This is a genomic window from Reyranella massiliensis 521 (assembly GCF_000312425.1).
Lineage (GTDB): Bacteria > Pseudomonadota > Alphaproteobacteria > Reyranellales > Reyranellaceae > Reyranella > Reyranella massiliensis.
In genome coordinates, this window is the sequence record NZ_HE997181.1 from 4,069,231 (window position 1) to 4,093,730 (window position 24,500).

Below are 24,500 nucleotides of genomic sequence, written 5' to 3' on the forward strand. Positions count from 1 at the left end.
CGCGTTCGCTCCGAACGGTCAATTGCTGGCCATTGCATAGCTGCTGCCATAGGATCGCAGGCAACGACATCGGGTCGACGAGCCGGGAGGAAAATCATGCGTCGTCGCCAATTCCTGGGCGCCGCTACGGCCGCCCTGACGGCAAGCATCGCAGCGCCGGCGCTGCGCGCCCAAGTCTGGCCAGCCAAGCCTGTCCGTATTCTCATTCCCTTTGCGCCGGGCGGCACCTCCGACATCCTGGCCCGCCTGCTGCAGCCCTATCTACAGTCGGCGCTCGGCCAGTCGGTCGTCGTCGAGAACCGCACCGGCGCCAACGGCAACATCGCCGTCGACATGGTCGCCAAGTCGCCACCCGACGGCTACACGCTGGTCCTTACCGATCTCGGCAACCTCACGATCTCGCCATCCGTCATGAAGCTGCCGTTCGACGTCGCCAAGGACTTCAACGCCGTCACGGTGCTCGCCTACTCGCCGCATCTGCTGGCCGTGAACCCCGACCGCCCGTACAAGACCGTCGCGGAGCTGATCGCCTATGCCAAGGCCAACCCCGACAAGCTCAATTACGCGACCGCGGGGATCGGCAGCGCGCCGCACCTCGCCGGCGCCCGGTTCGCCCACGCGCTCGGCCTCAAGATCGCCTTCATCCCGATGAAGGGCGGCGCGGAGGCCATTCAGCAGGTGGCCGGCGGTCACGCCGATGCGTTGTTCAACGGCATGATCGCCACCCTGCCCCACGTCAACAACGGCAAGCTGCGCGGCCTCGCCGTGTCGAGTGCGACGCGCAGCGCTCTCGCCCCCGACCTTCCGACGGTGAGCGAGGCCGCCGGCCTCAAGGACTTCGTTACCGGCTCCTGGCAAGGCTTTCTCGCCGCGAAGGGCACGCCGCCGGAAATCCTGGAGAGGCTTTACGTAGAGATCGAAAAGACGACCAAAATCGGCGAAGTGGCGGCGCGTCTGCGGGAGCTCGGCGCCAATCCGGTGCTCTACAAGCCCGCGCAAAGCGATACATGGCGCGCCGAGGAGGTCGAAAACTGGGCGAAGGTCGTGAAGGATACCGGCATCAAGCTCGAGTAGCGTTACAGGGAGTCCGAAATGGAATTCGGCGTTCTCTTCACCTCGCATCCCAACCCGAAGGAAGAGCCCTATCCGCACCGCGACGTGCATGCACGCACGACTGACGAGGTCGTCGAAGCGGAGCGGCTGGGCTACGACACGGCATGGATCGCCGAGCATCACTTCTCGACAAGCTACGGCATCATGCCGGACTGCTTCGCGTACATAGCCTATCTCGCGGCCAAGACCAGCCGCATCAAGCTCGCCTCGGGCGTGATCACCCTGCCGCTCTACGACCCGATCCGGGTCGTAGAGAATGCGAACTTCGTCGACATTCTCTCCAACGGCCGCGTGATGCTGGGCATCGGCTCGGGCTACCGGCCGTACGAGTTCGAGGGGCTGGGCAAGGATTTCGACGGCCGCCGCGACATGGTCGAGGAAGCCGTAGGACTGATGTTCGACGCCTTCCACCGCCATCGCTATTCCCACAAGGGCAAGTACTTCAGCGGCACCGTCGCCGAGCCGTACGAGATGCTGCCGCAACCCGTCCAGATGCCGCATCCGCCGCTCTACATGGCGGGCGGTACGGATCGTTCGATCGGCTATTGCGGCCGCAACGGCTTCGGACTGATGCTCTCGACCCTGCCCGGTATAGAGACGCTGACGGCGCAAACGGCGCTCTATAAGCGCGAGCTCGCCAAGGCCAGCGACGAGCGGTGCAAGAATCCTGCCGCGGGCCAGATCGACATCGCGCGCTGGGTCTACATCGCCGACACGGATGCCGAGGCGCGCGCCGATACCGAAGAGGCGATCGTCCGCCACATCGCGCATTTCGGCGGCAACGGCACGGGCGGCTATCTCGGTTCTGTGTCCGAGAAGGGTACCCAGCTCACCTACGACGATCTCCTGAACACGACCCTGCTGCACGGTTCGGCCGAGACGGTGATCGCGCGCCTGCGCGAGATGCAGGCGCGCACCGGCATGACCTCGCTGCTGCTGCACTACCCGCCCTACTACGGGCGCGAGAAAGCGATGAAGAGTTTGAAACTGTTTGCCGAACGCGTGATCCCCGCCTTCCGTCCCCCGGCGCGACGCGTCGCTGCCGCGGAATGACCGCCAACGCGCCGGCGGCGGCGCGCAACAACAGCTCGCTCGGCGCGATCTACATCATGCTCGCCATGCTGGGCTTCGCCAGCATGGACACCATCACCAAATGGATGGTGGCCGACTATCCGATCGGCCAGATGATGTGGACGCGCTACGCCGTCTTCTGTGTCTTCGCCTGGCTGGTCGTGCGCAAGCGTGGCCTCAGGTCGGCGTGGCGCACGACGCGACCCTGGCTTCAGGGCGGCCGCGCCGTGCTGGCCGTGGTCGAAAGCGCGGTATTCGTGCTGGCCTTCCGCTACCTGCCGCTGGCCGACACGCACGCCGTCGCCGCAACCTCGCCGCTGATCGTGATCGCGCTCGGTGCGCTTTTCCTCGGCGAGCGCGCCGGCCCCGCACGCTGGGTCGCGGTCGCCGCGGGTTTCGTCGGCGTCCTGTTGATCGTGCGGCCAGGCTTCCGCGACCTCGACTGGGCGTTGCTGCTGCCGCTGCTGGGCGCCGCTCTCTGGGGCGCCTATCAGATCCTCATCCGTCTCTGCTCGCGCACCGATTCGCCGGACACGACGCTCGTCTGGTCGGCTTTCGTCGCCTTCGGCGTCACGACCATCGTCGGTCCCTGGCAGTGGAAATGGCCCGACGCGCAGGGCTGGGCGTTGCTGATGGCCATCGCCTTGCTGGGCGCGCTGGCACACTACGCCCTGATCAGGGCGCTGGACTATGCCGAGGCCAGCGCCGTCCAGCCGTTCAGCTACACGCTGCTGGTCTTCGTGGCGATCCTGGGGGTCGTGGTGTTCGGCGACATTCCCGACGGCTGGACGATGGCCGGCGCCGCCGTGATCGTGGCCAGCGGCCTCTACACCTGGCACCACGAGAGGCGGCGCCAGGTGCGATAGCCGGGCTCGCTACTTCTTGCGAACCCACTGATTGCAGGCCACGACCGCCGACCCCGGCAGAACGTGGCGGTAGCAGATGTCCATCGTACTGGCGTTGACCACGACGCCGTCGATGTAGCCTTCGCCGCTCACGAAGTAGACAGTCTTGTTGTCTGCCGCGATCGAGCCGATCAAGCGCTCGCCCACGCGCTGCGACGACGCGACGGTTCCCCATACGCGCTTGCCGTCCTGGCCTTCGATGCGAACCGTGAAAGTCTCCTCACGCAAACGGTACGTGCTTACCGGCTTCGCGGTCACGCCCGGCGGATGATGACCCGCCGGCCCATCGACGATCGCCTCGCCCTTGCCGATCCAGGTTCCCTTGAGGTCCGGAATCGCCGTCGCTGCCGCAGCAGGAGTCGATTGCGCCGCCGGGGCCACGGTGCTGGCTGGAGCAGCGGTCTGCGCAGCAGCCATGCTCGTCAGGAGCAAGGCTGCGCCAAAGGCGAACGAAACAATGGAAGACTTCACCAGGAGACTCTCCTTTACTTGGTACTCAACTCGTTTGTGACTCGTCTTTGTGGCTCATCTAGGCCACGCGCGAAGCGCGACCAATCCGCCATCGATCGGCAGCATCACGCCCGTCACCCAGCGCGATTCGTCGGAGGCAAGGTACACCGCACCATGGGCGATATCCCATGCGGTACCTTCGACCTGCATCGGCACCATCTTCTTGCGTCGATCGCGCGCTTCGGTGCCGAGATGCGCCACCATCGGCGTGTGCACGGAGCCGACAATAATGCAGTTGGCGCGAATGTTCTGGGTCGCATAGTCGGCAGCTACAGACATGGTGAAGCCGTGCAGACCGGCCTTCGCCGTCGCATAGGCGACCGCGCCGGCGCTGCCCATCAGACCGACTGCACCTGCGATCGACGACACCATGATGATGGAACCGCCACCGCCTTGCTTCATGCGCGGCAGGCAGGCCTTGGAACAAAGCATCGTCGTCGTGAGATTGGCTTCGAGGACCTTGTTCCAGGTTTCGAGCGTCACCGTCTCCGGCGTGCCTGGCCCGCCGATACCTACATTGTTGTGCAGGATGTCGAGGCGGCCGTACTTCTTCATCGCGAAGTCGGCCATCGCTTCCGCCGCGTCGAGCTGTGCGACGTCGCCCGCAAACACCGAGGCTTCGCCGCCCTCGTCCTTGATCTGCTTGGCCAGCACTTCTGCGCGTTCGGCGCTGCGGTTCACCAGCACGACCTTGGCGCCCTCGCGCGCGAACAGGATGGCCGTCGCCATGCCGTTGCCGACACCTTCGCCGCGCGGCGCCGCCCCCGTTACCACCGCCACCTTGTCCTTCAGCCGTCCGGCCATCATTCTCTCCCGACAGATTAAACTTGCCGCGACGAGAGTAGCATCGAATGAGCAGGGAAACCCCGGAGGCGCTGGTCGATCGCTATTGCGCAGCGTGGAATACAGCGGACGGCGCCGAACGACGCGCGATCCTCTCGTCGGTGCTGACCGATGGCGGCCTCTACGTCGATCCATCGGTGCGCGCCGTCGGCCTCGAAGCATTCGCCGTCCATATCGACGGCGTCGTTGCCCGCAATCCCGGTGCACGGATCTCGCGAACCGGCCCGATCGACTTCCATCACGAGGTGCTGCGCTTTCCGTGGAGCAATCGTCTGGCCGACGGCAAAGTCCTGCGTGCCGGAGGCGATTTCTGCATGCTCGCGGCCGACGGCAAGTTCCAGTTGATCGTCGGCTTCTTCGATCCCGCCGTTGGCAACAGCTAGTCGCGCAGATAAGCCGGATAGCTGGCGCGGATTTCCGCGAGATAGCCCAGGGTGCCGGAGAGGTGCTTGCGCAGCGACTGCTGCGCCTCCTCCGGCTGCTTCGTTTCGATCGCCTGCACGATCATCTGGTGATGCAGCACGATGTCCTGCGCCTTGCCGGGCGTCGGCAGGTGCAGGCGGCGCAGGCGGTCGATATGGCCGCTGCGGCTGCGCACCAAGTTCCAGAGCTCGCGCTTGGCCGCGGCCGCATAGAGTTGCCAATGGAAATCGTTGTCGGAGGCCATGAAGGCCGCGAAGTCGCCCAATCCGGCGAAATGCTGCTGCAGGGCGATGGTGCGGTTGAGCTCGTCGATCAACGCCGGATCGTGAGCCAGCGCCAGAGTGCGCACGATCTCGAGTTCGAGCGACTGACGCAGGAAGTGCGCCTGCTGCGCGGCCTCGACGTCGATCTTGCTGACCACCGTGGCGTGCTGCGGGAAGACGTCGACCAGGTCCTCCTCGTTCAGCCGCATCAGCGCGTCGCGAATCGGCGTCGAGCTCAACCCGAACTCCTTGGCGAGCTTGGTGCGCGACAGCGTCTCCCCCGGCGGAAGGACCAGGGAAACGATCATTTCGCGTAGCCGCTCGAAGACCTGCGGAGCGGCCTGCCGGTCGCGGTCGAGACGCTGGGAACTGGTCATGCTCGGCATTTCTTGACCATTGATGCACTAATGTATTAGCTCAGCCTAGGAGGAAATACGATGGCCGAGCACAAGACAGGCAAGCAAGTCCGGGATCCAGCCTCCCTGCGCAGCGCGCGCTGGTTTGCGCCGGACGACCTGAGGGCCTTCGGCCACCGCTCGCGCGCCATGCAGATGGGCTACGCCCCCGAGGAATGGGTGGGCAAGCCGGTCATCGCCATCCTCAACACCTGGTCGGAAGCCCAGCCCTGCCACATGCACTTCAAGAGCCGCGTCGACGACGTGAAGCGCGGCATCCTGCAGGCCGGCGGCTTCCCGATGGAGCTGCCCGCCCTCTCCCTGTCGGAGAGCTTCCTGAAGCCCACGACCATGCTCTACCGTAACCTGCTGGCGATGGACGCCGAGGAGCTTCTCCGCGGGCATCCCGTGGATGGCGTCGTACTCATGGGCGGCTGCGACAAGACCACGCCCGCCCTGTTGTTAGGCGCCATCAGCGTGAACCTGCCCGCGATCTACATGCCGGCCGGACCGATGCTGCGCGGCAACTGGAAGGGCAAGGTACTGGGCTCCGGCTCCGATGCCTGGAAGTACTGGGACGAGCGCCGCGCCGGCAAGATTTCCGACTCAGACTGGGTCGATGTCGAGGCGGGCATCGCCCGCAGCTACGGCACCTGCATGACCATGGGTACGGCCGCCACGATGATGGCGATGGCCGAGACGCTCGGCATGTCCCTGCCCGGCGCATCTTCCATCCCCGCCGCCGACGCGAACCATATCCGCATGGCCTCGGAGAGCGGCCGGCGCATCGTCGACATGGTGTGGGAGGATCTGACGCCCAGGAAGATCCTGACTCGCGAAGCCTTCCTCAACGCCATCACCGTGGCGATGGCGGTGGGTTGCTCGACCAATGCCATCATTCACCTGATCGCGATGGCGCGTCGTGCTGGCCAGGATATCGGCCTCGACGATTTCGAGCGCGCCAGCCGCAAGGTGCCGGTGATCGCCAACATCCGGCCTTCCGGCGACAAGTATCTGATGGAGGATTTCTTCTATGCCGGCGGCCTGCCTGGCTTGCTGGAGCAGATTCGCGATCACCTGCACGCCGACACGCTTACCGTGACCGGCGCGACGCTGGGCGAAAACATCCAGGGCGCGGAAATCTACAACGACGACGTGATCCGCACGGTCCAGAACCCGATCTATGCCGAGGGCGCGCTTGCTGTCTTGAAGGGCAACCTGGCGCCCGACGGTTGCGTCATCAAGCCATCGGCCTGCGCCCCGAAATTCCTGAAGCATACGGGCCCCGCCCTGGTGTTCGACGACTACCCGTCGATGAAGGCGGCGATCGATCGCGACGATCTCGACGTCACCGAAGACACCGTGCTGATCCTGCGCAACGCCGGCCCCCAGGGCGGCCCCGGCATGCCGGAATGGGGCATGCTGCCGATCCCCAAGAAGCTCGTTCAGCAAGGCGTGCGCGACATGGTACGCCTCTCCGACTCCCGCATGAGCGGCACCAGTTATGGCGCCTGCATCCTGCACGTCTCGCCCGAATCCTATATCGGCGGCCCGCTGGCGCTGGTGCAGACCGGCGACATGATCTCGCTCGATGTCGACAAGCGCACCATCAACATGAACGTCTCCGACGAGGAGCTCGCCCGGCGCCGCGCCGCCTGGAAGAAGCCCGAGCCGCGTTACGAGCGCGGCTATGGATGGATGTTCACCCGGCACATCAAGCAGGCCAACGAGGGCTGCGACTTCGACTTCCTCGAAACTGGCTTCGGCGCGCCCGTCAGTGAACCGTCGATCTACTGAGGAGCCCACCATGGCGTTGACCGCGGCCACCCGCGACAAGCTTCGCACGATCAGCACGGCGACGGTCGCCACCGCCTTGTTCAAGCGTGGCTTCCGCACCCAGTTCATCCAGAACGTGTTTCCGCTCTCGCCCGACCAGCCGGTGCTGGTCGGCGAAGCCTTCACTCTGCGCTACATGCCGGCGCGCGAGGACCTGAACCAGCTCTCGGTGTTTCGCGATCGCAGCCATCCGCAGCGCAAGGCCGTCGAGGACTGCCCGCCCGGCGCCGTGCTGGTCATGGACAGCCGCAAGGATGCGCGGGCCGCGTCGGCGGGGTCGATCCTGGTGACGCGCCTGATGAAACGCGGCGTTGCCGGCGTTGTGACGGACGGCGGTTTCCGCGACGCCGCCGAGATCGGGAAGCTGGGCTTCCCGGCCTACCACCAGCGGCCCAGCGCGCCGACCAACCTCACTTTGCATCAGGCCATCGACATCAACGTGCCGATCGGCTGCGGTGATGCCCCAGTCTTCCCGGGCGACGTGATCCTGGGCGACAGCGACGGCGTGATCGTGATCCCCGCCCACCTCGCCGACGAGATCGCAGACGAGGCTTTCGAGATGATGGCCTACGAGGATTTCGTCACCGAGCGGGTCAATGACGGACAGGGCATCTTCGGCCTCTATCCCGCGACCGACGAAAAGTCCCTCAGCGACTTCGCGGCCTGGCGCAAGGCAAAGGACCGCTGAACGAACGGCCGACTAGCAGAAGACAAGCAGTAACGACGTATACAGGGAGTAAAATGAACATGAGATCGCTGAGCATCGTGGCCATCGTCCTGGCCGCACTTGTTGGCCTGCAGGCGCAGGCTGCCGACTTTCCCGACAAGCCCATCACCGTCATCGTTCCCTTCCCGCCCGGCGGTTCTTCCGACGTGACGGCGCGGCTCGTCTCCAAGAAGATGGCGGAGCGCGTGGGCCAGTCCGTCGTCATCGAAAACAAGGGCGGCGCCAACGGCTCGATCGGCGCCACGGCGCTGAAGCAGGCCAAGCCCGACGGCTACACGATCCTTGTCGGCTCGATCGGCGTCTTTGCGATCAATCCCGCCCTCTTCAAGGATCTCCGCTACGATCCGATGCAGGACTTCGACCTGCTGAGCGTCGCCGTCCGCACGCCCAACGTGCTGGTCGCCAGCCCGAACTTCCCCGCCAATACCGTCGCCGAGCTGATCGACTACCTGAAGAAGAATCCCAACAAGGTGACGTTTGCCTCGTCGGGCACCGGCTCGTCGGATCATCTCACCGCGGCGCTGTTCCTGCAGAAGACCGGCACCACCGGCACGCACGTGCCGTACAAGGGCGGCGGACCAGCCATCAACGACCTGATCGCGGGCCACGCCAATGTGTCGTTCCAGAACCTGGGCGCCATTGCCCCGCATGTGAAGTCGGGCAAGCTGAAGGCGCTGGGCGTGACCAGCGGCCAGCGCAACCCGACGCTGCCCAATGTCCCCACCATGGCCGAAAGCGGCGTGAAGGACCTCGAAGTCTATTCGTGGCAGGCGGCCGCCGCGCCGAAGGGGCTACCCCCGGCCGTGCGGGCCAAGCTCGAAGCCGAACTGGCCGCGTCGGCCCAGGCGCCGGATATCAAGCCGCAATTCGAAGCGATCGGCTTCGAGGTCGTCGCCACGAACGGCGAGCAGTTCAAGAAGTTCCTGACGGACGAGATCGCCCGCTGGAAGAATGTGATCGATACCGGGAAGATCACCGCCGAATAGGCGGTCAACTCCTCCAGTAGTCCGGCAGCTTCGCTGCCAGCCATTTGGCGAGAGCCGCGTTCACCTCGACCGGCTTCTCCTGCGCCATCCAGTGGCCGGACTGCACCACGACTTCGGTGAGATCGGCGCAGTCCCGGCGCATCGGATCGGCAAGCTTGGACTGCATGGTCTCGCAGGTCGTATCGTAAGCGCCGTGCAGGAAGAGGACCGGCATCGACAGCTTGCCGCCGTTCTTCGCTTTCTTGGCGTAGGCGCCGTTGGCTTTGTGGTTCATGTACCAGGAGTCCGGCCCGAAGAAACCGTTGCGTGTGAGCGCCGCGGTGTAGGCTGCCATGTCCTGCTCGGTCAGCACATCGGCATCGCGCGGCACGTCGGGGCAGGCGCCGCCACCGAACCAGCCGCCGGCCGCACGCACCATCGAGGTCGGCGCCGGCTTGCCGACGCGGCTGGGATCGCCCTTGCGGAACAGGGCCTTCACGACGTTGCCGATATTGGCCTCGAAGCCCTTGCAGGCCTTGTCGAAGTTCTCCTCGTAGAAGAACTGGTAGTCCCACTGTCCGGCCGGGAACTTGTCGGCGGGATAGAGGGTGCGATCGATCAGCGGCACCATCGCATCCAGGGTGAAGCCCTCGGCGAGATAGGGCACGCAAAGGCTGGCGACGCCGACGGTCTTGTCGGGATGGTGCGCCGCCAGGTTCCACACGACCGGGCTGCCCCAGTCGTGACCGATCCACACCGCCTTGTCGCGGCCGAGCGACGCCAGCAACTCCAGCATGTCGGCCACGATCTCTTCCTGCGCAAAGTCCTCGTGGCGGGTGTAGGTGTCGGAGCGGCCATACCCGCGCATGTCCGGCGCGATGCAGCGGAACCCGAGGGCGGCGAAGGCAGGAAGCTGATGCCGCCACGACAGCGACAGCTCCGGCCAGCCGTGGACGAAGATCAGCAGCGGTGCATCCTTGCGGCCGCAGGCGAGATAGCCCGTCGTGTGGCGGGCGGTCTTGAGAGTGTGTTCGGTCACCGGGAAGGTCATGGCGCAACTCTGCGGTGAAGCCGCAGTGTCGGCAACCAATTCCGCCTGCCAATCGACACGCAGCGGCTGCCAATGGCCAAGCCGCCTTGACGGTGTATTCGATGATCCGGAATGTCGCGGAAAGAGAGGATCCCATGGAAATCGATACCGGCACGACCGAACTTCTGTGCAGCGTGCGCGATGGCGTGGCGTTGATCACCCTCAACCGCCCCGAAGCGCGCAATGCGATGTCCGACAAGCTGACGCCGGCGCTGCGCACACAGATCAAGGAACGCGGCGACGATCCCAACGTCGGCGCCCTGTTGATCACCGGCGCCGGCACGGCCTTCTGCAGCGGCGGCGACGTGAAGGGCATGGGCGGCCGCGGCCCGCGCGGACAGATGAGCTATGAAGAACGCCTCGCCGACCTGCGCTGGCGCCAGGCCCATCTCACCGGGGCACTGGTCGCCGTGCGCAAGCCGACGATCGCCGCCCTTCCGGGCGCGGCTGCCGGTGCGGGCCTCGCCATCGCGCTCGCCTGCGATATCCGCATCGCCGCCCGATCGGCGTTCGTCAGCACCGGCTACGCCAAGATCGGCCTTTCCGGCGACTACGGCATTTCCTGGCTGCTCACTCGGACCATCGGCTCCTCGCGGGCACGCGAACTGATGTTCACCGCCGAGCGCGTCGATGCCGAACGCTGCGAGCGCATCGGCCTGGTGAACCGGGTCGTCGACGACGCCAAGCTGCAGGACGAAGCCTTCGCCTACGCGAAGTCGCTGGCCGAAGGACCGGGCGTCGCGATGCGCAGCATGAAGGACAATCTCGACGACGCTCTGCACATCGACTACCCGACCGCGCTCCATCGCGAGGCCGAGCGCCTGGTCTCCGCCTCGCGCACCGCCGATCACAAGGAAGCGGTGCAGGCGTTCGTGGAGAAGCGGAAGCCGGTGTTCAAGGGCAAGTGACGCGCCGTTAGACGCGCACTGCCATCTTGCCCTTGTTGCGGCCTTCGAACAGACCGATCAGCGCCTCGGGCGCCTTCTCGAGGCCGTCGACGACATCGACGACGGCCTTGATCTTGCCGTCGGCGACCCAGCGGGCGAGTCGCGTCTCGGCTTCGGCGCGCCGGTCGTAGAAGTCCATCACGATGAAGCCTTCCATGCGCAGCCGCTTGGTTACGACCAGGCCTGGCACGGCCATGGGACCCGGCCCCGGCTTCTCGACGTCGTACTGCGAGACGTTGCCGCAGCAGGCGATGCGGCCGCGCAGGTTCATCAGCGACAATGCCGCGTCGAGCACCGGCCCGCCGGTATTGTCGAAGTAGACGTCGATGCCGTCGGGACAAGCTGCCGCCAATGCACGGCGCACGCCGCCGGCCTTGTAATCGACGGCGGCATCGAAGCCGAGGTCGCGCACGATCCAGTCGCACTTGTCTTGGCCACCCGCGGTGCCGACGACTCGGCAGCCCACGAGCTTGGCGATCTGGCCGACCATCGTGCCGACGGCGCCGGCCGCGGCCGAAACCAGCACGGTGTCGCCCGGCTTGGGCCGGCCCACTTCTAAAAGGCCGAAATAGGCCGTGAGGCCGGTGACGCTGAGCGGCCCGATCAGCATCTCCAGCGGCGCCTTGACCGTGCGCTTGGTCAACCGCCGCGCCGGCCGCACGGCGTAGTCCTGCCAGCCCCAGTCGCCTTCGACGATGTCGCCCTTGCCGAACTCCGCGGCATTGGACTCAACGACCTCACCGATGGTGAAGCCGTTCATCACCTGCCCCGGTTCCAGCGCGTCGCGATAGGTCTTGCCCATCATCCAGGCGCGGTTGGCGGGATCGAGCGACAGCATGCGCGTGCGCACCAGCACTTCGCCCGAGCGCGGGCTGGGAATGGCCGTCTCGGTCCACTGGAAGGTGTCCTTGCCGATCTTGCCGGCCGGCTGCTTGGCGTAGAGCCACTGGCGGTTCATGGGTTCCTCTCCCGAGCATCAGTCCTTGTAGTTCGCGGCGCGCTTCTGCAGGTTGGACATGATGGCCTCGACCTGGTTGGGCGAGCCGATCAGCTTCTGCTGCTCAACCGACTCCATCATCAGACCCGCCGCAGCATCGACGGCGACCGCGGCATTCAACAGCCGCTTGTTGGCCCGGATCGCGTCGGGGCTCTTGGAAGCGATCTCCTTTGCGGCCTCCAGTGCCGCCGCCCGCGGATCGTCCACGACGCGCGTCACGAAGCCCATCTGCTGCGCCTCGACTCCGTTGAAGATGCGGCCGGTATAGGTGAGTTCGCGCACCACATCCTCGCGTGCGAGGTGGCGCATGAGCTGCGTGCCGGCGAGATCGGGCACCAGGCCCCACTTGATTTCCATCACGGAGAACCGCGCATCCGGGGTGGCGTAGCGGATGTCCGGTCCCAGGGCGATCTGGAAGCCGCCACCGAAGGCCACGCCATGCACCGCCGCGATCACCGGCACCGGCAGCTCGCGCCACAGCCAGGCGCATTGCTGCGGCCGGTTGGCGATGCCGTGGGTGCGCTTGGCGAGGTCGCGCACGCCCGGCACGCCGTCCTGCTTCATAGCGGCGAAGCTGCCCATGTCGAGACCGGCGCAGAAGGCCTTTCCTTCGCCCGACAAGACCACGCAGCGTAGCCCCTCCATTGTCGCAAGCTTGGCCCCGGCCTCGATGATGCCCTCAAACATCGCGTTATCCAGCGCGTTCATCTTGTCGGCACGGATCAGGCGGACGTCGGCGACACCGTCCTTCAGGTCGATCGAGACGCGGTCTTTCATTTTTCACTCTCCGATTTGAGCCATTCGCGCAGACGGCGCTTCACTTCCTCAGGTTCGAGTCTCTTGGGCGGCGCGAGGCTGCCGTCCCCTTGCTTGGGCCACATCAACACGGCGATGCCGCGCTGCACGTCGGCATAGCTGCAATCGTCGGGCAGCCGGTCGAGCAGCGCCCGCACCTCTGCCTTCACATCGACTTTCTTCTCTTCGCTCATCGCGTCGCCATCAGCCAGACTCCCTGCGCCACGTAAACCGCCCCGAGCCCCAGGATGACGCGGCGGGTCCAATGATAGAACTGCCGGTCCGACATGCGATCGAGAAAACTGCGCGACAGGGTCGTGCCCAGGATGGCGAAGCAGGCGGCATAGCCCATCACCAGCCACTGCTCGGGGTCCCGACCCGCCGGCCCTTCGATCACCATGGCAAAATAGGTGACTTTGGTGAGATGGCCCAGCACCTGCGCCGCGGCCTTGGTGGCGACATTGACCTGCCGAGACATGCCGGTGCGTACATAGAAGATGTCGAGCAGCGGACCGGTCACGCCCGACACGAGCTGGATGGCGCCGCCGATGGCGCCCGCCACGAAAGCCTGGCCGCCCCGCTCGATGTTGGGAGCGATGCGCTGTGGCACAGCCAAGGCGATGAACGGCATCAGACCGACGGCCATCAGCACCAGTGCCTTGTCGGGTACGAAATCAAAGAAGGAAAAGACGATCAGCGACGCCGCGGCGCCGGCGCCGAACTGCAGGACGACACTCCACTTCACATGATGGCGCCACAGCCAGGCGCGCCAGCTGTTGGCCGCAATCTGGATGACGCCGTGGAACACCATGGCGACCGGCACCGGCAGGAACAGCAATAGGAAGCCGATCAACAGCATCCCGCCCGCCATGCCGAAGATCCCGGAAATGAACGAGGTCACGACGGCCACGACCGCCAGAGCGGCCAGGACGGGAAGAGTGAACATCGCTGTGCGGCGTAGCGCACGTGGCAGAAGGTGTCGAGGACCGGATAAGGTCGACGCCATGTCCGACACCGATCTCCTGTTCACCCCGGCCGCGAAAGCCGCCGCCCTCATCCGCGACCGCAAACTTTCGCCCGTCGAATATGTCGACGTCGTCCTGAAAGCGATCGACCGCGCCCAGCCCAAGCTCAACTGCTTTCGCGTGGTGATGGCCGAGGAGGCTCGACGCGACGCGAAGAAGGCCGAGGAAGCCGTCGCGCGCGGCGAGAAGCTCGGACCGCTGCACGGCATTCCGGTAAGCATCAAGGACCTGGTCGACGTCAAAGGCGTGCACACCCGCCATGGCTCGGCGATCTTCGAGGACAATGTCGCCCAGGCCGACGATGTGCTGGTGCAGCGTCTGCGCGCCGCCGGCGCCATCGTGGTCGGCAAGGCCACGACGCCGGAGTTCGGCGTGAAGGGCTTGACCGACGGTCCCTCCTTCGGCGTCACGCGCAACCCCTGGAACCTCGACCGCACGCCGGGCGGCTCCAGCGGCGGCGGCGCGGCGGCCGTCGCGGCCGGCCTCGGTCCGATCTCGCTCGGCACCGATGGCGCGGGCTCGATCCGCGGCCCCGCCTCGTGCAGCGGCCTCGTGGGCCTGAAGCCGACGCTGGGCGCCGTGCCGGCCGACACGACGCGCGATGCATTCGGCAACAATGTCTTTGCCGGGCCGCTTTCGCGCACGATCACCGATGCCGCGATCATGCATTCCGTGCTGGTCGGCCCCAGCGACAAGGACCCGTGGTCGCTCTCCGGTCCGTCGCAGCAGCCGCTGTCGCCCAAACTCGCCGGCCGCGATCTCTCCAGTGTCCGCATCGGCTACATCGAACTCACGGCCAATCCGCGGATCGCCGCCGACGTGCGCGCCAACACGCGCGCCTCGCTCGCGGCCTGGGAAGCGATGGGCGCGATGGTCGAGGAAGTCACCGAAAAGATCGACTGGATCGAATACGAAGGCCGCGTGCTCTATCAGGCGAACTTCGCCGTGTTCTGTGCGCAGTATCTGCCCAAGTGGCAGAACCAGATGGACCCGGTGACGCTGGCGTTCATGGATCGCGGTGCCAAGTTTAGCCTGGCCGACTTCCGCAACGCCCAGTTCGCGCGCACGGCCCTGTTCCGCAAGATCCAGTCGCTGCTGGCGCGCTACGACTTCCTGGTGACGCCGACCAACGCGCGCACCGCCCTCGATGTGACGCACGACGCCGCCAACGACGAAGTCGTCATCGACGGCGTGAAGTGCGGCATCACCCGCCAGGGCTGGACCTCCTACCAGTACCCCTTCAACCTCACCGGCCATCCTGCGCTGGCCCTGCCTTCGGGCTTCGGCACCGACGGGCTGCCGACCTCGGTTCAGATCGTCGGCAGGTGGGGTGCGGAGACCGATGTGCTGCGGCTCGGGGCGCTGCTCGAAGACGCGCAACCCTGGGCGCAGCACAGGCCATCGATCTGATCTCCGGTCACTGGTGGGATAGCCGCGACCTCCATCGGTCTTTGCGCCATCGTGAGCCTTCTTCTAGGCTCGGCGCAAAGAAACCGGGAGGAAACTCATGCGTCTGGCCGCAATCGCTTTAGCCCTGTTTGGCCTGGTCGCCGGCTCCATGCCGGCCCACGCCCAAGGCTCCGACAAGCCCATCAAGATCATGGCGCCCTATGCACCGGGCGGAAACATCGACGTCACGGCGCGCATCATCGCCGACAAGCTGCGCGACGTGCTGGGCGTCACGGTGCTCGTCGAGAACAAGGCCGGCGCCAGCGGCATGATCGGCAGCGACATCGTTGCCCGCTCCGCGCCCGACGGCACGACCCTGCTGGTCTCGGCAAATTCCCTGGTCGCGGTGCCTGCGATCTACGGCAACGCGCCCTACGACTGGCGCACGGCTTTCACGCCGATCAGCCACATCCAGCGCGTGCCGGCCGTCCTGGTGGTGACGCCCAGTTCGCCGATCAAGACCATGGCTGATTTCGTCGCCCTGGGCCGCGACGGCAAGTTCGCCGTGGCCGACTCAGGCGTCGGCACGACCAACCATCTCGCCATCGAGCTGATCGGCGAGGCGACCGGCAGCAAGTACACGATCGTGCACTACAAGGGCAGCGGCGCGGCCTCGCTGGACGTGATCGCGGGCCAGGTCACGGCCCAGGTCGACCAGCTCAACGCCGCCATCGGCCATATCAAGGCCGGCAAGCTGCGCGCCATCGCCGTGTCGTCCGATAAGCGCGTACCGCAGCTTCCCGACGTGCCGACCATGAAGGAAAGCGGCGTGAAGGGTCTCGAAAACTTCACCTTCTCCACCTTCACCGGCCTGTTCGGTCCGGCCAAGATGCCGCCCGAGGTCGTAGCGAAGCTCAACAACGCGATGGTCAAGGTGCTGAAGGATCCGGCCGTCGTACAACGTTTCGCCGAGCTCACGGCCGAAGCCTACCCCACCACGCCGCAGGAAACCGCGGCCATGTTCGATGCCGAAGACAAGACCGTCGTGCCTCTGATCAAGAAGCTCGGCATCAAACCGGAGTAATCCAAAACAATGACCTGGCTCCCCCCTGCCGTCGCGCCCGTCGTCCTGTTGTTGATCTCCAACGTCTTCATGACGTTTGCCTGGTACGGGCACCTGAAGTTCACCGACAGGCCCTTGTGGCTGGTGGTGGTGGCGAGCTGGGGCATCGCCTTCGTCGAATATTGCTTCGCCGTGCCGGCCAATCGCTGGGGGCACGCGGCCTATTCGGCCGCCGAGCTGAAGACCATGCAGGAGGTGATTACGCTCAGCGTATTCGCCGTCTTCTCGGTGCTCTATCTCGGCGAACGATTCACACTCAACCACATGGTGGGCTTCGCGCTGATCTGCGCCGGCGCCTTCTTCGTCTTCAAAGGCCCGCTGCCGACATGAGAGGATGATCGCGCCTCCTCCTGCGTAAACCGTTTCGGACAACAACGATGGTGATGATGCGGAGATGATGAGGATCGGGCGACGAACAGAGATGGCGGTGCTGGCTGCCATCCTCGTACTCGCGGCGATCCTCCGGCTGTGGCGGCTCGAAACCAACGGTTGCGGCAACGAATATTACGCTGCCGGCGTGCGCAGCATGCTGCAGGGGCTGCATCTCTTCTTCTACAACACCTTCGACCCGGCCGGCCTCGTCTCCCTCGACAAGCCGCCGCTCGCCTTCTGGATTCAGACCATCTCGGCGCGGCTGCTGGGCTATGGCGGCTGGGCGATCCACCTGCCGCAAGCCTTGGCTGGAATCGCCTCGGTGGCCCTCCTCTATGCGCTGGTGCGCCGCTTCGGTCGAACCGCCGCTTTTCTTGCCGCTCTTCTGCTCGCCCTCACGCCCATCGCCGTTGCAACGGACCGGTCGAACAATACCGATTCGTGGCTGGTACTCTTTTTGCTGCTGGCGGCATGGCTCGCCTTGCGTGGCCGCGGCCTCTCCTTCGTCTTCGCCATGGCGGCACTTGGCCTGGCCTTCAACGTCAAGATGCTGGCGGCACTGATCTGCGGCCCTGCGCTCCTGGTCGGTTGGTGGCTCGACAGTGAACTCAATTGGCGACAGCGGCTGGGCTGGCTGGCAGCCGGCGCCGCCACTTTCGCCGTCGTCGCGCTGTCGTGGGCCGCTATCTTCGACCTGACGCCGCCGGAACACCGGCCGGTCGCCGGCAGCAGCAAGAGCAATTCGATGCTCGAGCTGATCGTCCGGCATAATGGGCTCGAACGCTTTGTACGCACCGCCCCCGACAAGCCCGAGGCCGCACAGCCTCGACGCTTCTTGGCCTACGATGCCGTCCCGACCGGGCCCTTGCGCCTTGCGGAGCCTATGCTCGCCGGCCAGTTCGCCTGGGCGCTGCCGCTTGCCATCCTGGGCGCCGTCCTCGCGTGGCGCCGCCGGCCCGCGGCCATTGCGCTCTGGTCGGTCTGGGCGCTGACCTACGGCATCGTCTACAGCGCCGCCGGCGGCATCTTTCACATCTACTATCTCATCGCCCTGGCACCGCCCCTTGCCGCTCTTGCCGGTGTCGGCTGCTACGAGCTGTGGCGCCGTGGACCACGCTTTCTCGCCCTGGGTCTGGCGGCGACCGCACTCTGGCAGGGTTACATCACCGGCGGAACGTTGGGCTGGCTCAGCCCGTGGATGGGCTTTCCCGCCGTGGCGCTGCTCGCCGCCGCCGGGACTCTCTTCCGAGGCAAGCGGCCACCAGCGGTCATCGGCGGCATCGCCCTGTCGATCCTCCCGGTTTTCTGGGCGCTCAGTCCGATCTTCTCGCCGGGCAATCTCGCTTTGCCCTCGGCCAGCCTGCCGCGCTGGCTCGGCAGCGACGATGGCCGCGGCCCGATTCTGTCGCGCACCTACCGTTCGCTGACCGACGATCCCAAACTGATCACCTTCCTGAAGGAGCATCGCGGCTCTGCGCGCTTCCTTGCCGCCACGCCGACGGCTCTATTGGCAGCGCCTCTCATCATCCGCACCGGCGAGCCAGTACTCCCCTTCGGCGGTTATCTCGGCAACGACCCGATCATGAGCGTCGAGGCATTCGCGGCCCGCGTCCAGCGCGGCGAGGTGCGGTACGTTCTGTTGGGCACGGCGCGATGGCCCGCCGATTTCGAAGCGTGGGTGATCGGGAACGGCAAGCCTGTCGACGTGGCCCTATGGCGTTCGCTGCCGCCAGAGCCACGCCGTCTGCTAACGCTTTACGATCTGGCGCCGCCGCAACAGCAACGCCCGCGTTAGTCGGCCGCCTTCGCCGCGGCTGCCGCCGCCAGGATCGCCTGCTTTGCCGTCTCGCCGGCACGGCGGTTGCGGCGCTTGATCCACCACATCAGGAAGCCCGTAACGGCGAAAACCGGGATGATTACCCCCGACACGAACACCAGGAACTTGTAGATCCCGCCAAGGCCGATGCCGTAGTGCAGCCCTCGCTGCCAGGCCACGATGGTCTCGCCCGTCGACATGGTCTTCGGATCAAAGACGTCGATCACGGCCTTGCGATAGGGATCGATGATCACCGTGATGACTGGCGCACCTGTTTCATGGCCCGGCCGGATGAAGCCGATACGCATTGCCTGATCGGGCCGAATCGACAGGAACGCATTCAGGAAGCGTGCATCGGGCACGCGCGTCCTGGCGAGCTCGACCGCCTCGTTGACGCCCATCGGCGGCGTGCCGCGCATCGGCTCGACCCGCGCCTGGAACATCGCAGCGCGCATGTCGCGGCCCGGCCAGATGCTGTTCACGGCGGCCGAAATCTGCTGCGGGAAAGCGAGATAGACGCCGGTGAAGTTCACCAGCATGAAGATCGCCAGGCTCCAGATGCCGACGGCACCGTGCAGCTCGCGGTTGAGGCGCAGGCCTTTGGCCTTGCGGCGCACCACAAAGGCGGCCTTCCACTGACCCGGCCTCGGCCACCAGAGATAGAGGCCGGAGCAGCCCAGCACGAGCAGCGCCACGCCCAGCCAGCCGACCAGCTCACGGCCCAACCCACCGGGAATGAAGAGATGGCCGTGCAGGTCGTGGAAGAAGCGCACCCAGCCGGTCATCGCCTGCTGCGTCTCGACGATCTGCAGCGACACCGGATCGATCAGGATCTGGAGGCTGCCCGCGAACGGGCTCTGCGTCGGGACGCGACCCTGCGCCTGCCCATCCTGCTGCTGGCGACCGCCTTGTTGACCACGGAACTGCGAACGTTCATTCGCCATGCCGGGACGCGACAGCCGAACGGCCGCCGGTTCGCCAAGCTCCGCCGGCCAGCGCACGGCAATCGGGATGCGGCCGGGATCGGTGGTCGCGGCCCTCGCCGCTTCGATCAGTTCGGCCGGCGAGCGCCACTCGCCGACCGTCCTGGCGTCGGGCTCGCCCTGCCCCAGAAGGTGTTCGATGTCGTGCGCGTAAACCAGCACAGCGCCCGTCACGCCCATCATGACGAGCGGCAACAGCAGGATCAGGCCGATCCAGAGGTGAAGCTGCAGCAGCCAGTAGCGCACAGTACGGCGCTGCGGTTTGGGGCCGGCCGCCATCGCCTAGGCCGCCCCCAGCGCGCGCGAGACCTGATAAGTCACCAGCGCGGCGACGTAGGCCAGCGCCAGCATGTAGAAGAACGTGACCCACATCCACGTCCAGCCGCCGGTCTCGCGGCGGATCACGGCCAGGGTCGAGGCGCATTGTGGCGCGAACACGTACCAGGCGAGGAAGGCGAGCGCCGTGGCGAGGCTCCACTGACTGCTCAATGCCTGGCCGATTTGCGCTGCAGCCTCCTCGCCGCCGCTGATGGCGTAGATGGTGCCCAGCGAGCCGACGGCCACCTCGCGTGCCGCCATGCCGGGAATGAGAGCGACGTTGATCTGCCAGTTGAAGCCGAGCGGCGCGGTGAGCGGCTGAATCGCCGAGCCGATCATCGCGGCGAAGCTGTAGTCGATGGCGGGATCGGTCGCGCCTGCCGGCGGCTGCGGAAAGGAAGCGAGCAGCCAGATCAGGATCATCATCGCGAGGATGGTGGTGCCGGCGCGCTTGAGAAAGGCCATGGCCCGCGTCCACAAGCCGATGGCGAGACTCCTCGCCCGCGGCATCTTGTAGTCGGGCAGTTCGAGCATGAACGGCTCGCCCGGCTGTCCCTGCCAGACCAGGCGCTTGACCACGAACGACACGGCGAGCGCGCCCGCAATGCCGATGGCGTAGAGCCCGAACATCACCAGCCCCTGCAGGCCGACGAAGCCCCAGACCTCGCGGGCGGGAATGAAGGCGCCGATGATCAGCGTGTAGACCGGAATGCGGGCGGAGCAGGTCATCAACGGCGCCACCAGGATCGTCGTCAGCCGGTCCCGACGGTCGTCGATCACGCGCGTCGACATGATGCCCGGAATGGCACAGGCGAAGGACGAAAGCAGAGGGATGAAGGCGCGCCCATGCAGGCCGGCGCCGCCCATGATGCGATCCATCAGGAACGCCGCACGCGCCATGTAGCCCAGGTCCTCGAGCACGAGGATGAAGAAGAAGAGGATCACGATCTGCGGCAGGAACACGATCACCGCGCCGACGCCGCCGATCAGACCGTCCTTCAGGAAGCTTCGCGCCAACTCCGGCAGCGGCAGTCCCTCGACAAGGCTGCCGAGCCACTGGAAGCCCGCCTCGATGGCCTCCATGCCGGGCTCGGCCCAGGCGAACACGGCCTGAAACATCACGAAAAGGATGGCGAGCAGGATGATCAGCCCGGCGACCGGATGCAGGAGAACCTTGTCGACTCGGCTGGTAAGACTGTCAGGGTCGCCCGGTCCGCGCACGACCGCCGCGAGGATGCGGTCGGCTTCGCGCTGGGCGCCGCGCAGAGCACCGGCATCCGGCGCCCGCCACTCGGATATCCCGGTGACTTGCTGCTTTGCAATCTGACGGTCGATCTCTGCCAGGAGGGCATCGGTTCCGCCGCGGCGCACCGCGACCGAGCTCACCACCGGCACGCCCATCTCGCGCGACAGGCGGTCGACGTCGATCTCGACGCCGCGGCGGCGCGCGATGTCCATCATGTTGAGCGACAGCATGACGGGACGGCCGACCTGCTTCAGCTCGAGCGCCAGCCGGAGCGCCAGTCGAAGGTTGGAGGCATCACCGACGCAGACGATCAGATCGGGCGTCACGTCCTTCTGCGCGTGCCCCAGCACGACGTCGCGCGTGATCTCTTCGTCCGGCGAGCGGGCACGCAGCGAATAGGTGCCGGGCAGATCGACGATGCGCACGGTCCGGCCGGCCGGCGTCACGAGCGGCCCGACCTTCTTCTCGACCGTCACGCCAGGATAGTTGGCGACCTTCTGGCGACTGCCCGTAAGAGCATTGAACAGCGCCGTCTTGCCGCAATTGGGATTGCCGACCAGAGCGATGACGGGCGACGGAAGCGCAGGCGAAGCATCGGACACGGCTTAGGCCTCCGTACTCACGAGAATCGCCATTGCCTCGCGACGGCGCAGCCCGATGGTCGTGTTGGCGATACGCACGGCGATGGGATCGCCGCCGAACAAGCCCTGATGTAGGAGCTCGACATTGGCGCCTTCGACGAAGCCCAGCTCGATCAGACGACGTTCGAGTTCGCCCGCCGGCAGGCCTGCGCCGCCGCGTTCTGTATCGATTGCATGTATGCGGCCGCGAAAGCCCACGCGGGCCGCGCCAAGTGCTATGGTTGGACGGGTGTTCATTGCGAGTAAGTCGTAATAGCACCGAAGAAGTTGGCTCGCTAGCGTGAGGTAGTAGAAGAATGGCAAACATCGTTCTGGCGCATGGCGCCTGGTCGGCAGCATGGGCATGGAAGAAGATGCGCCCTCTTTTCCGCGCCGCCGGGCATGAGTTCTTTTCGCCGACCTACACCGGCCTTGGCGCCCGTGCCCACCTCGCTGCGCCTGCGGTCGACCTGTCGACGCACGTCCAGGACGTCGTCGGCGTCCTCGAATTCGAGGACCTGAAGGATGTGGTCCTGATCGGCCACTCCTATGGCGGCATGGTCGCGACCGGGGTCGTCGACAAGGCACGCAGCCGTATTGCACGCGTTGTGTATCTGGATGCGTTCGTACCGAAGGACGGCCAGAGCCTGTTCGACCTGGTCGGTCCCAAGGCCGAGGGCAACATGCGCAAGGGCGCCGAGAAGGACGGCGACGGCTGGAAACTTCCCGTCAATCCGATGCCGCCCGACACCGCTCCCGAGGATGTCGCCTGGGCAAGCCCGCGCCGGCGGCCGCAGCCGATCAAGACCTTCGAGCAGAGGATCAAGCTCGAATCGACAGAGGCACCGCCGCCGCGCCACTTCATCTATGCCAAGCGTAACATGCCGGGCGACGCGTTCCGCCAGTTCGCCGACCGCGCCCGCAGCGAGGCCGGCTGGACCTGCGACGAGATGGACGCCAGCCACAATCCGCACATCACCTGCCCCCAGGAACTGATGGCGCTGCTGACCAAGATCATGGCGTCTGCGTAAGGAGACCGTTACATGAGCGCCGATCTCGCCTACTCGATCCTGCGCCAGCTCGGACGCGAGAAGCGTAGCGACGATCGGCTCTCGATCACCGGCAGGGACGATCCGATATTCGTCACGCCCTGGCGGATCGGCCAGGCGGGATCGGCCGCGCTCGGCGCGGTCGGCCTTGCCGTCTCCGATCTCTGGAGACTGCGGACCGGCGTACCTCAGTCGGTAAGTATCGACACGCACGCCGCTGCGGCGTCGCTGCGTTCCAACACCTATGTGCTGCGCAACGGCGAGAAGCCCGTGTCGTGGGACCCGCTCACCGGCCACTATCCGACGCGCGACGGGCGGCACATGTTCATCCACACCAACCATCCGCATCACCGCGCGGGCGCGCTGCGCATCGCCGGCGCCAAAGCGGAGACGCGCGAGGCGTTGGCCGAAGCCGTCGCCACTTGGGACGGCCAGGCCATCGAAGAAGCCATAGCCGCGGGCGGCTGTGTCGGCGGCCTGACGCGCAGCCGCGAGGAATGGAACGCCCATCCGCATGGCATCGCGATTTCCAGGCTGCCGTTGATCGATATCGTGAAGATCGGCGACGCGCCGGCGCGGCCCTTGCCTAAAGGCGATCGCCCTCTTTCCGGCGTGCGCGCCTTCGATCTCACGCGCGTGCTGGCGGGCCCGACCAGCGGTCGCGTGCTGGCGGAGAATGGCGCCGATGTGCTGCATGTAGCGGCGCCTCACCTGCCCTACCAGTCCGAACTGCTGATGGATACCGGCCACGGCAAGCGCTGCACCTGGATCGACCTCCTCACACCGGCCGGCGTCGAGACCATGAAGAGGCTCCTCGGCGAGGCCGACATCTTCACACAGGGCTATCGGCCCGGCACGCTGGCCAGCCGCGGCTTTTCGCCCGAGCAGGTCGCCGCGCTCCGGCCCGGCATCGTCTGCGTCAGCCTCTGCGCCTATGGCCACCAAGGCCCGTGGGCATCGCGGCGCGGCTTCGACTCGATCGTACAGAACGTCACGGGCCTCGCCGCCACGCAGGGTTCGCTCGACAAGCCGCGCAACATGCCGGTGCAGGCGCTCGACTATATCGCCGGCTATCTCGCCGCCCTGGGCGCCATGATCGCGCTGGCGCGCCGGGTCGAGCAGGGCGGCTCTTGGCTGGTGCGCGTATCGCTGGTCCAGGTCGCCCATTGGCTCGCGACCCTCGGCACCGTCGATGCCGCGAAGGGGATCGCCGAACTTCCCGAGGGCGAGCTCTCGCCGCTCCTCACCGAAAGCGTCGGCCCGTTCGGCCGGTTGCGCCACCTGAAGCCGGTCGTCCGGCTCGGCACGACACCCGCCTACTTCGCAAGACCTGCCGAGCCGCTCGGCGCCTCGCCGGCGCAATGGGCGTAGCCGAGATCAGGGACGACGGAGGACACTGTAGCCGGCGGAATCGGAATCCCCCGAAATTTCGGCTCCGTACTCCGCGACCGACTCAATCGCGCGCTCGGCAAAGCAGGCGAGGAATTTAACCGCGGCCGTGGGCGTCGGCACGGTGCCGTTCCATCCGACACGCAACGAGAATGAAATTGCCAAGGAACGCCCGGACGCATTCCGATTGTATCGACTTCCCTATTTCTCCCGGCGGCCAGGACTCTTCACTTTGAAACCGCCATTCGAGTCTGTATTGCAGCTCGAACCTCTGACGTTCCGAGCGTCGC

General features: G+C 66.1%; 25 protein-coding genes. 14 read left to right on the forward strand and 11 right to left on the reverse strand.

What is annotated here, in order from left to right; genetic code table 11:
• Window positions 1-96: 96 nt before the first annotated feature.
• Genes BN60_RS19835 through BN60_RS19845 form a run of 3 tightly spaced genes read left to right on the forward strand, consistent with a single transcriptional unit; the run spans window position 97 to window position 3,050 of the window.
• Complete coding sequence (locus BN60_RS19835) at window positions 97-1,074, forward strand: Bug family tripartite tricarboxylate transporter substrate binding protein (protein ID WP_020697885.1); 978 nt, start codon at window positions 97-99, stop codon at window positions 1,072-1,074.
• Between the two features lie 18 nt (window positions 1,075-1,092).
• Window positions 1,093-2,166, forward strand: a complete 1,074-nt coding sequence (locus BN60_RS19840) for an LLM class flavin-dependent oxidoreductase (RefSeq protein ID WP_020697886.1) — start codon at window positions 1,093-1,095, stop codon at window positions 2,164-2,166.
• Window positions 2,163-3,050, forward strand: a complete 888-nt coding sequence (locus BN60_RS19845; protein ID WP_020697887.1) for a DMT family transporter — start codon at window positions 2,163-2,165, stop codon at window positions 3,048-3,050. The genes BN60_RS19840 and BN60_RS19845 overlap by 4 nt, the downstream gene beginning before the upstream one ends.
• Before the next feature lie 9 nt (window positions 3,051-3,059).
• On the opposite strand, the gene BN60_RS19850 is transcribed toward BN60_RS19845, so the two are convergent.
• Together BN60_RS19850 and BN60_RS19855 are read right to left on the reverse strand one after the other, a co-directional pair.
• A complete protein-coding gene (locus BN60_RS19850) occupies window positions 3,060-3,560 on the reverse strand; it encodes a hypothetical protein (protein ID WP_020697888.1) in 501 nt (166 codons plus the stop codon).
• 54 nt (window positions 3,561-3,614) lie between these two features.
• Window positions 3,615-4,403, reverse strand: coding sequence for an SDR family NAD(P)-dependent oxidoreductase (locus BN60_RS19855; RefSeq protein ID WP_020697889.1), 789 nt, complete (start codon window positions 4,401-4,403; stop codon window positions 3,615-3,617).
• A gap of 47 nt (window positions 4,404-4,450) precedes the next feature.
• On the opposite strand from BN60_RS19855, the gene BN60_RS19860 reads away from it, so the two are divergent.
• A complete protein-coding gene (locus BN60_RS19860) occupies window positions 4,451-4,825 on the forward strand; it encodes a hypothetical protein (protein WP_020697890.1) in 375 nt (124 codons plus the stop codon).
• Here BN60_RS19860 and BN60_RS19865 read toward each other — a convergent pair.
• Window positions 4,822-5,514 (reverse strand): GntR family transcriptional regulator, encoded by a 693-nt coding sequence (locus tag BN60_RS19865; protein WP_043284139.1) that lies wholly within the window; start codon window positions 5,512-5,514, stop codon window positions 4,822-4,824. The two genes, BN60_RS19860 and BN60_RS19865, sit on opposite strands and share 4 nt — an antisense overlap.
• Before the next feature lie 51 nt (window positions 5,515-5,565).
• Between BN60_RS19865 and araD the strand changes: the two genes are divergently transcribed.
• The 3 genes from araD to BN60_RS19880 are packed head-to-tail and all read left to right on the forward strand — an operon-like array spanning window position 5,566 to window position 9,072.
• Window positions 5,566-7,320 (forward strand): L-arabinonate dehydratase, encoded by a 1,755-nt coding sequence (gene araD, locus BN60_RS19870; RefSeq protein ID WP_020697892.1) that lies wholly within the window; start codon window positions 5,566-5,568, stop codon window positions 7,318-7,320.
• Window positions 7,321-7,330: 10 nt separating this feature from the next.
• On the forward strand, window positions 7,331-8,047 hold the full coding sequence (locus BN60_RS19875; RefSeq protein WP_020697893.1) for a ribonuclease activity regulator RraA: 717 nt from the start codon (window positions 7,331-7,333) through the stop codon (window positions 8,045-8,047).
• 59 nt (window positions 8,048-8,106) lie between these two features.
• Complete coding sequence (locus tag BN60_RS19880) at window positions 8,107-9,072, forward strand: Bug family tripartite tricarboxylate transporter substrate binding protein (protein WP_202949828.1); 966 nt, start codon at window positions 8,107-8,109, stop codon at window positions 9,070-9,072.
• A gap of 4 nt (window positions 9,073-9,076) precedes the next feature.
• Here the strand turns inward: BN60_RS19880 and BN60_RS19885 are convergent, their stop codons facing one another.
• Window positions 9,077-10,102 carry an alpha/beta hydrolase gene (locus tag BN60_RS19885; protein ID WP_020697895.1) on the reverse strand — a complete coding sequence of 342 codons (1,026 nt, stop codon included), beginning with the start codon at window positions 10,100-10,102 and terminating at the stop codon, window positions 9,077-9,079.
• A gap of 134 nt (window positions 10,103-10,236) precedes the next feature.
• Between BN60_RS19885 and BN60_RS19890 the strand changes: the two genes are divergently transcribed.
• On the forward strand, window positions 10,237-11,049 hold the full coding sequence (locus BN60_RS19890; RefSeq protein WP_020697896.1) for an enoyl-CoA hydratase-related protein: 813 nt from the start codon (window positions 10,237-10,239) through the stop codon (window positions 11,047-11,049).
• Between the two features lie 7 nt (window positions 11,050-11,056).
• Here the strand turns inward: BN60_RS19890 and BN60_RS19895 are convergent, their stop codons facing one another.
• The 4 genes from BN60_RS19895 to BN60_RS19910 are packed head-to-tail and all read right to left on the reverse strand — an operon-like array spanning window position 11,057 to window position 13,826.
• Window positions 11,057-12,046, reverse strand: a complete 990-nt coding sequence (locus tag BN60_RS19895) for an NADP-dependent oxidoreductase (RefSeq protein WP_020697897.1) — start codon at window positions 12,044-12,046, stop codon at window positions 11,057-11,059.
• An 18-nt stretch (window positions 12,047-12,064) separates the two neighbouring features.
• Entirely contained in the window at window positions 12,065-12,862 is a 798-nt protein-coding gene (locus BN60_RS19900; protein WP_020697898.1) for a crotonase/enoyl-CoA hydratase family protein, read from the reverse strand.
• Window positions 12,859-13,074 carry a hypothetical protein gene (locus tag BN60_RS19905; protein WP_020697899.1) on the reverse strand — a complete coding sequence of 72 codons (216 nt, stop codon included), beginning with the start codon at window positions 13,072-13,074 and terminating at the stop codon, window positions 12,859-12,861. Before BN60_RS19905 ends, BN60_RS19900 begins: the two co-directional genes overlap by 4 nt.
• On the reverse strand, window positions 13,071-13,826 hold the full coding sequence (locus tag BN60_RS19910) for a TSUP family transporter (RefSeq protein ID WP_020697900.1): 756 nt from the start codon (window positions 13,824-13,826) through the stop codon (window positions 13,071-13,073). The genes BN60_RS19905 and BN60_RS19910 overlap by 4 nt, the downstream gene beginning before the upstream one ends.
• A gap of 58 nt (window positions 13,827-13,884) precedes the next feature.
• On the opposite strand from BN60_RS19910, the gene BN60_RS19915 reads away from it, so the two are divergent.
• The 4 genes from BN60_RS19915 to BN60_RS19930 all read left to right on the forward strand — a co-directional run bounded on the left by BN60_RS19915 (window position 13,885) and on the right by BN60_RS19930 (window position 18,584).
• A complete protein-coding gene (locus tag BN60_RS19915) occupies window positions 13,885-15,315 on the forward strand; it encodes an amidase (protein WP_020697901.1) in 1,431 nt (476 codons plus the stop codon).
• Between the two features lie 97 nt (window positions 15,316-15,412).
• Window positions 15,413-16,378 (forward strand): Bug family tripartite tricarboxylate transporter substrate binding protein, encoded by a 966-nt coding sequence (locus BN60_RS19920; protein WP_020697902.1) that lies wholly within the window; start codon window positions 15,413-15,415, stop codon window positions 16,376-16,378.
• 9 nt (window positions 16,379-16,387) lie between these two features.
• Window positions 16,388-16,747 (forward strand): DMT family protein, encoded by a 360-nt coding sequence (locus BN60_RS19925; RefSeq protein WP_020697903.1) that lies wholly within the window; start codon window positions 16,388-16,390, stop codon window positions 16,745-16,747.
• A gap of 91 nt (window positions 16,748-16,838) precedes the next feature.
• Window positions 16,839-18,584, forward strand: a complete 1,746-nt coding sequence (locus tag BN60_RS19930) for an ArnT family glycosyltransferase (RefSeq protein ID WP_020697904.1) — start codon at window positions 16,839-16,841, stop codon at window positions 18,582-18,584.
• Here the strand turns inward: BN60_RS19930 and BN60_RS19935 are convergent.
• The 3 genes from BN60_RS19935 to BN60_RS19945 are packed head-to-tail and all read right to left on the reverse strand — an operon-like array spanning window position 18,581 to window position 22,030.
• On the reverse strand, window positions 18,581-19,867 hold the full coding sequence (locus BN60_RS19935; RefSeq protein ID WP_020697905.1) for a PepSY-associated TM helix domain-containing protein: 1,287 nt from the start codon (window positions 19,865-19,867) through the stop codon (window positions 18,581-18,583). The two genes, BN60_RS19930 and BN60_RS19935, sit on opposite strands and share 4 nt — an antisense overlap.
• Before the next feature lie 3 nt (window positions 19,868-19,870).
• Window positions 19,871-21,754, reverse strand: coding sequence for a ferrous iron transport protein B (gene feoB, locus BN60_RS19940; RefSeq protein ID WP_020697906.1), 1,884 nt, complete (start codon window positions 21,752-21,754; stop codon window positions 19,871-19,873).
• Window positions 21,755-21,757: 3 nt separating this feature from the next.
• Window positions 21,758-22,030: a FeoA family protein gene (locus BN60_RS19945; RefSeq protein ID WP_043284141.1), complete on the reverse strand. Its 273-nt coding sequence runs from the start codon at window positions 22,028-22,030 to the stop codon at window positions 21,758-21,760.
• Between the two features lie 59 nt (window positions 22,031-22,089).
• Here BN60_RS19945 and BN60_RS19950 point away from each other — a divergent pair, with 59 nt between their 5' ends.
• Both BN60_RS19950 and BN60_RS19955 read left to right on the forward strand, forming a co-directional pair.
• Complete coding sequence (locus BN60_RS19950) at window positions 22,090-22,803, forward strand: alpha/beta hydrolase (RefSeq protein WP_020697908.1); 714 nt, start codon at window positions 22,090-22,092, stop codon at window positions 22,801-22,803.
• A 12-nt stretch (window positions 22,804-22,815) separates the two neighbouring features.
• Complete coding sequence (locus tag BN60_RS19955) at window positions 22,816-24,192, forward strand: CoA transferase (protein ID WP_020697909.1); 1,377 nt, start codon at window positions 22,816-22,818, stop codon at window positions 24,190-24,192.
• Window positions 24,193-24,500: the final 308 nt, after the last annotated feature.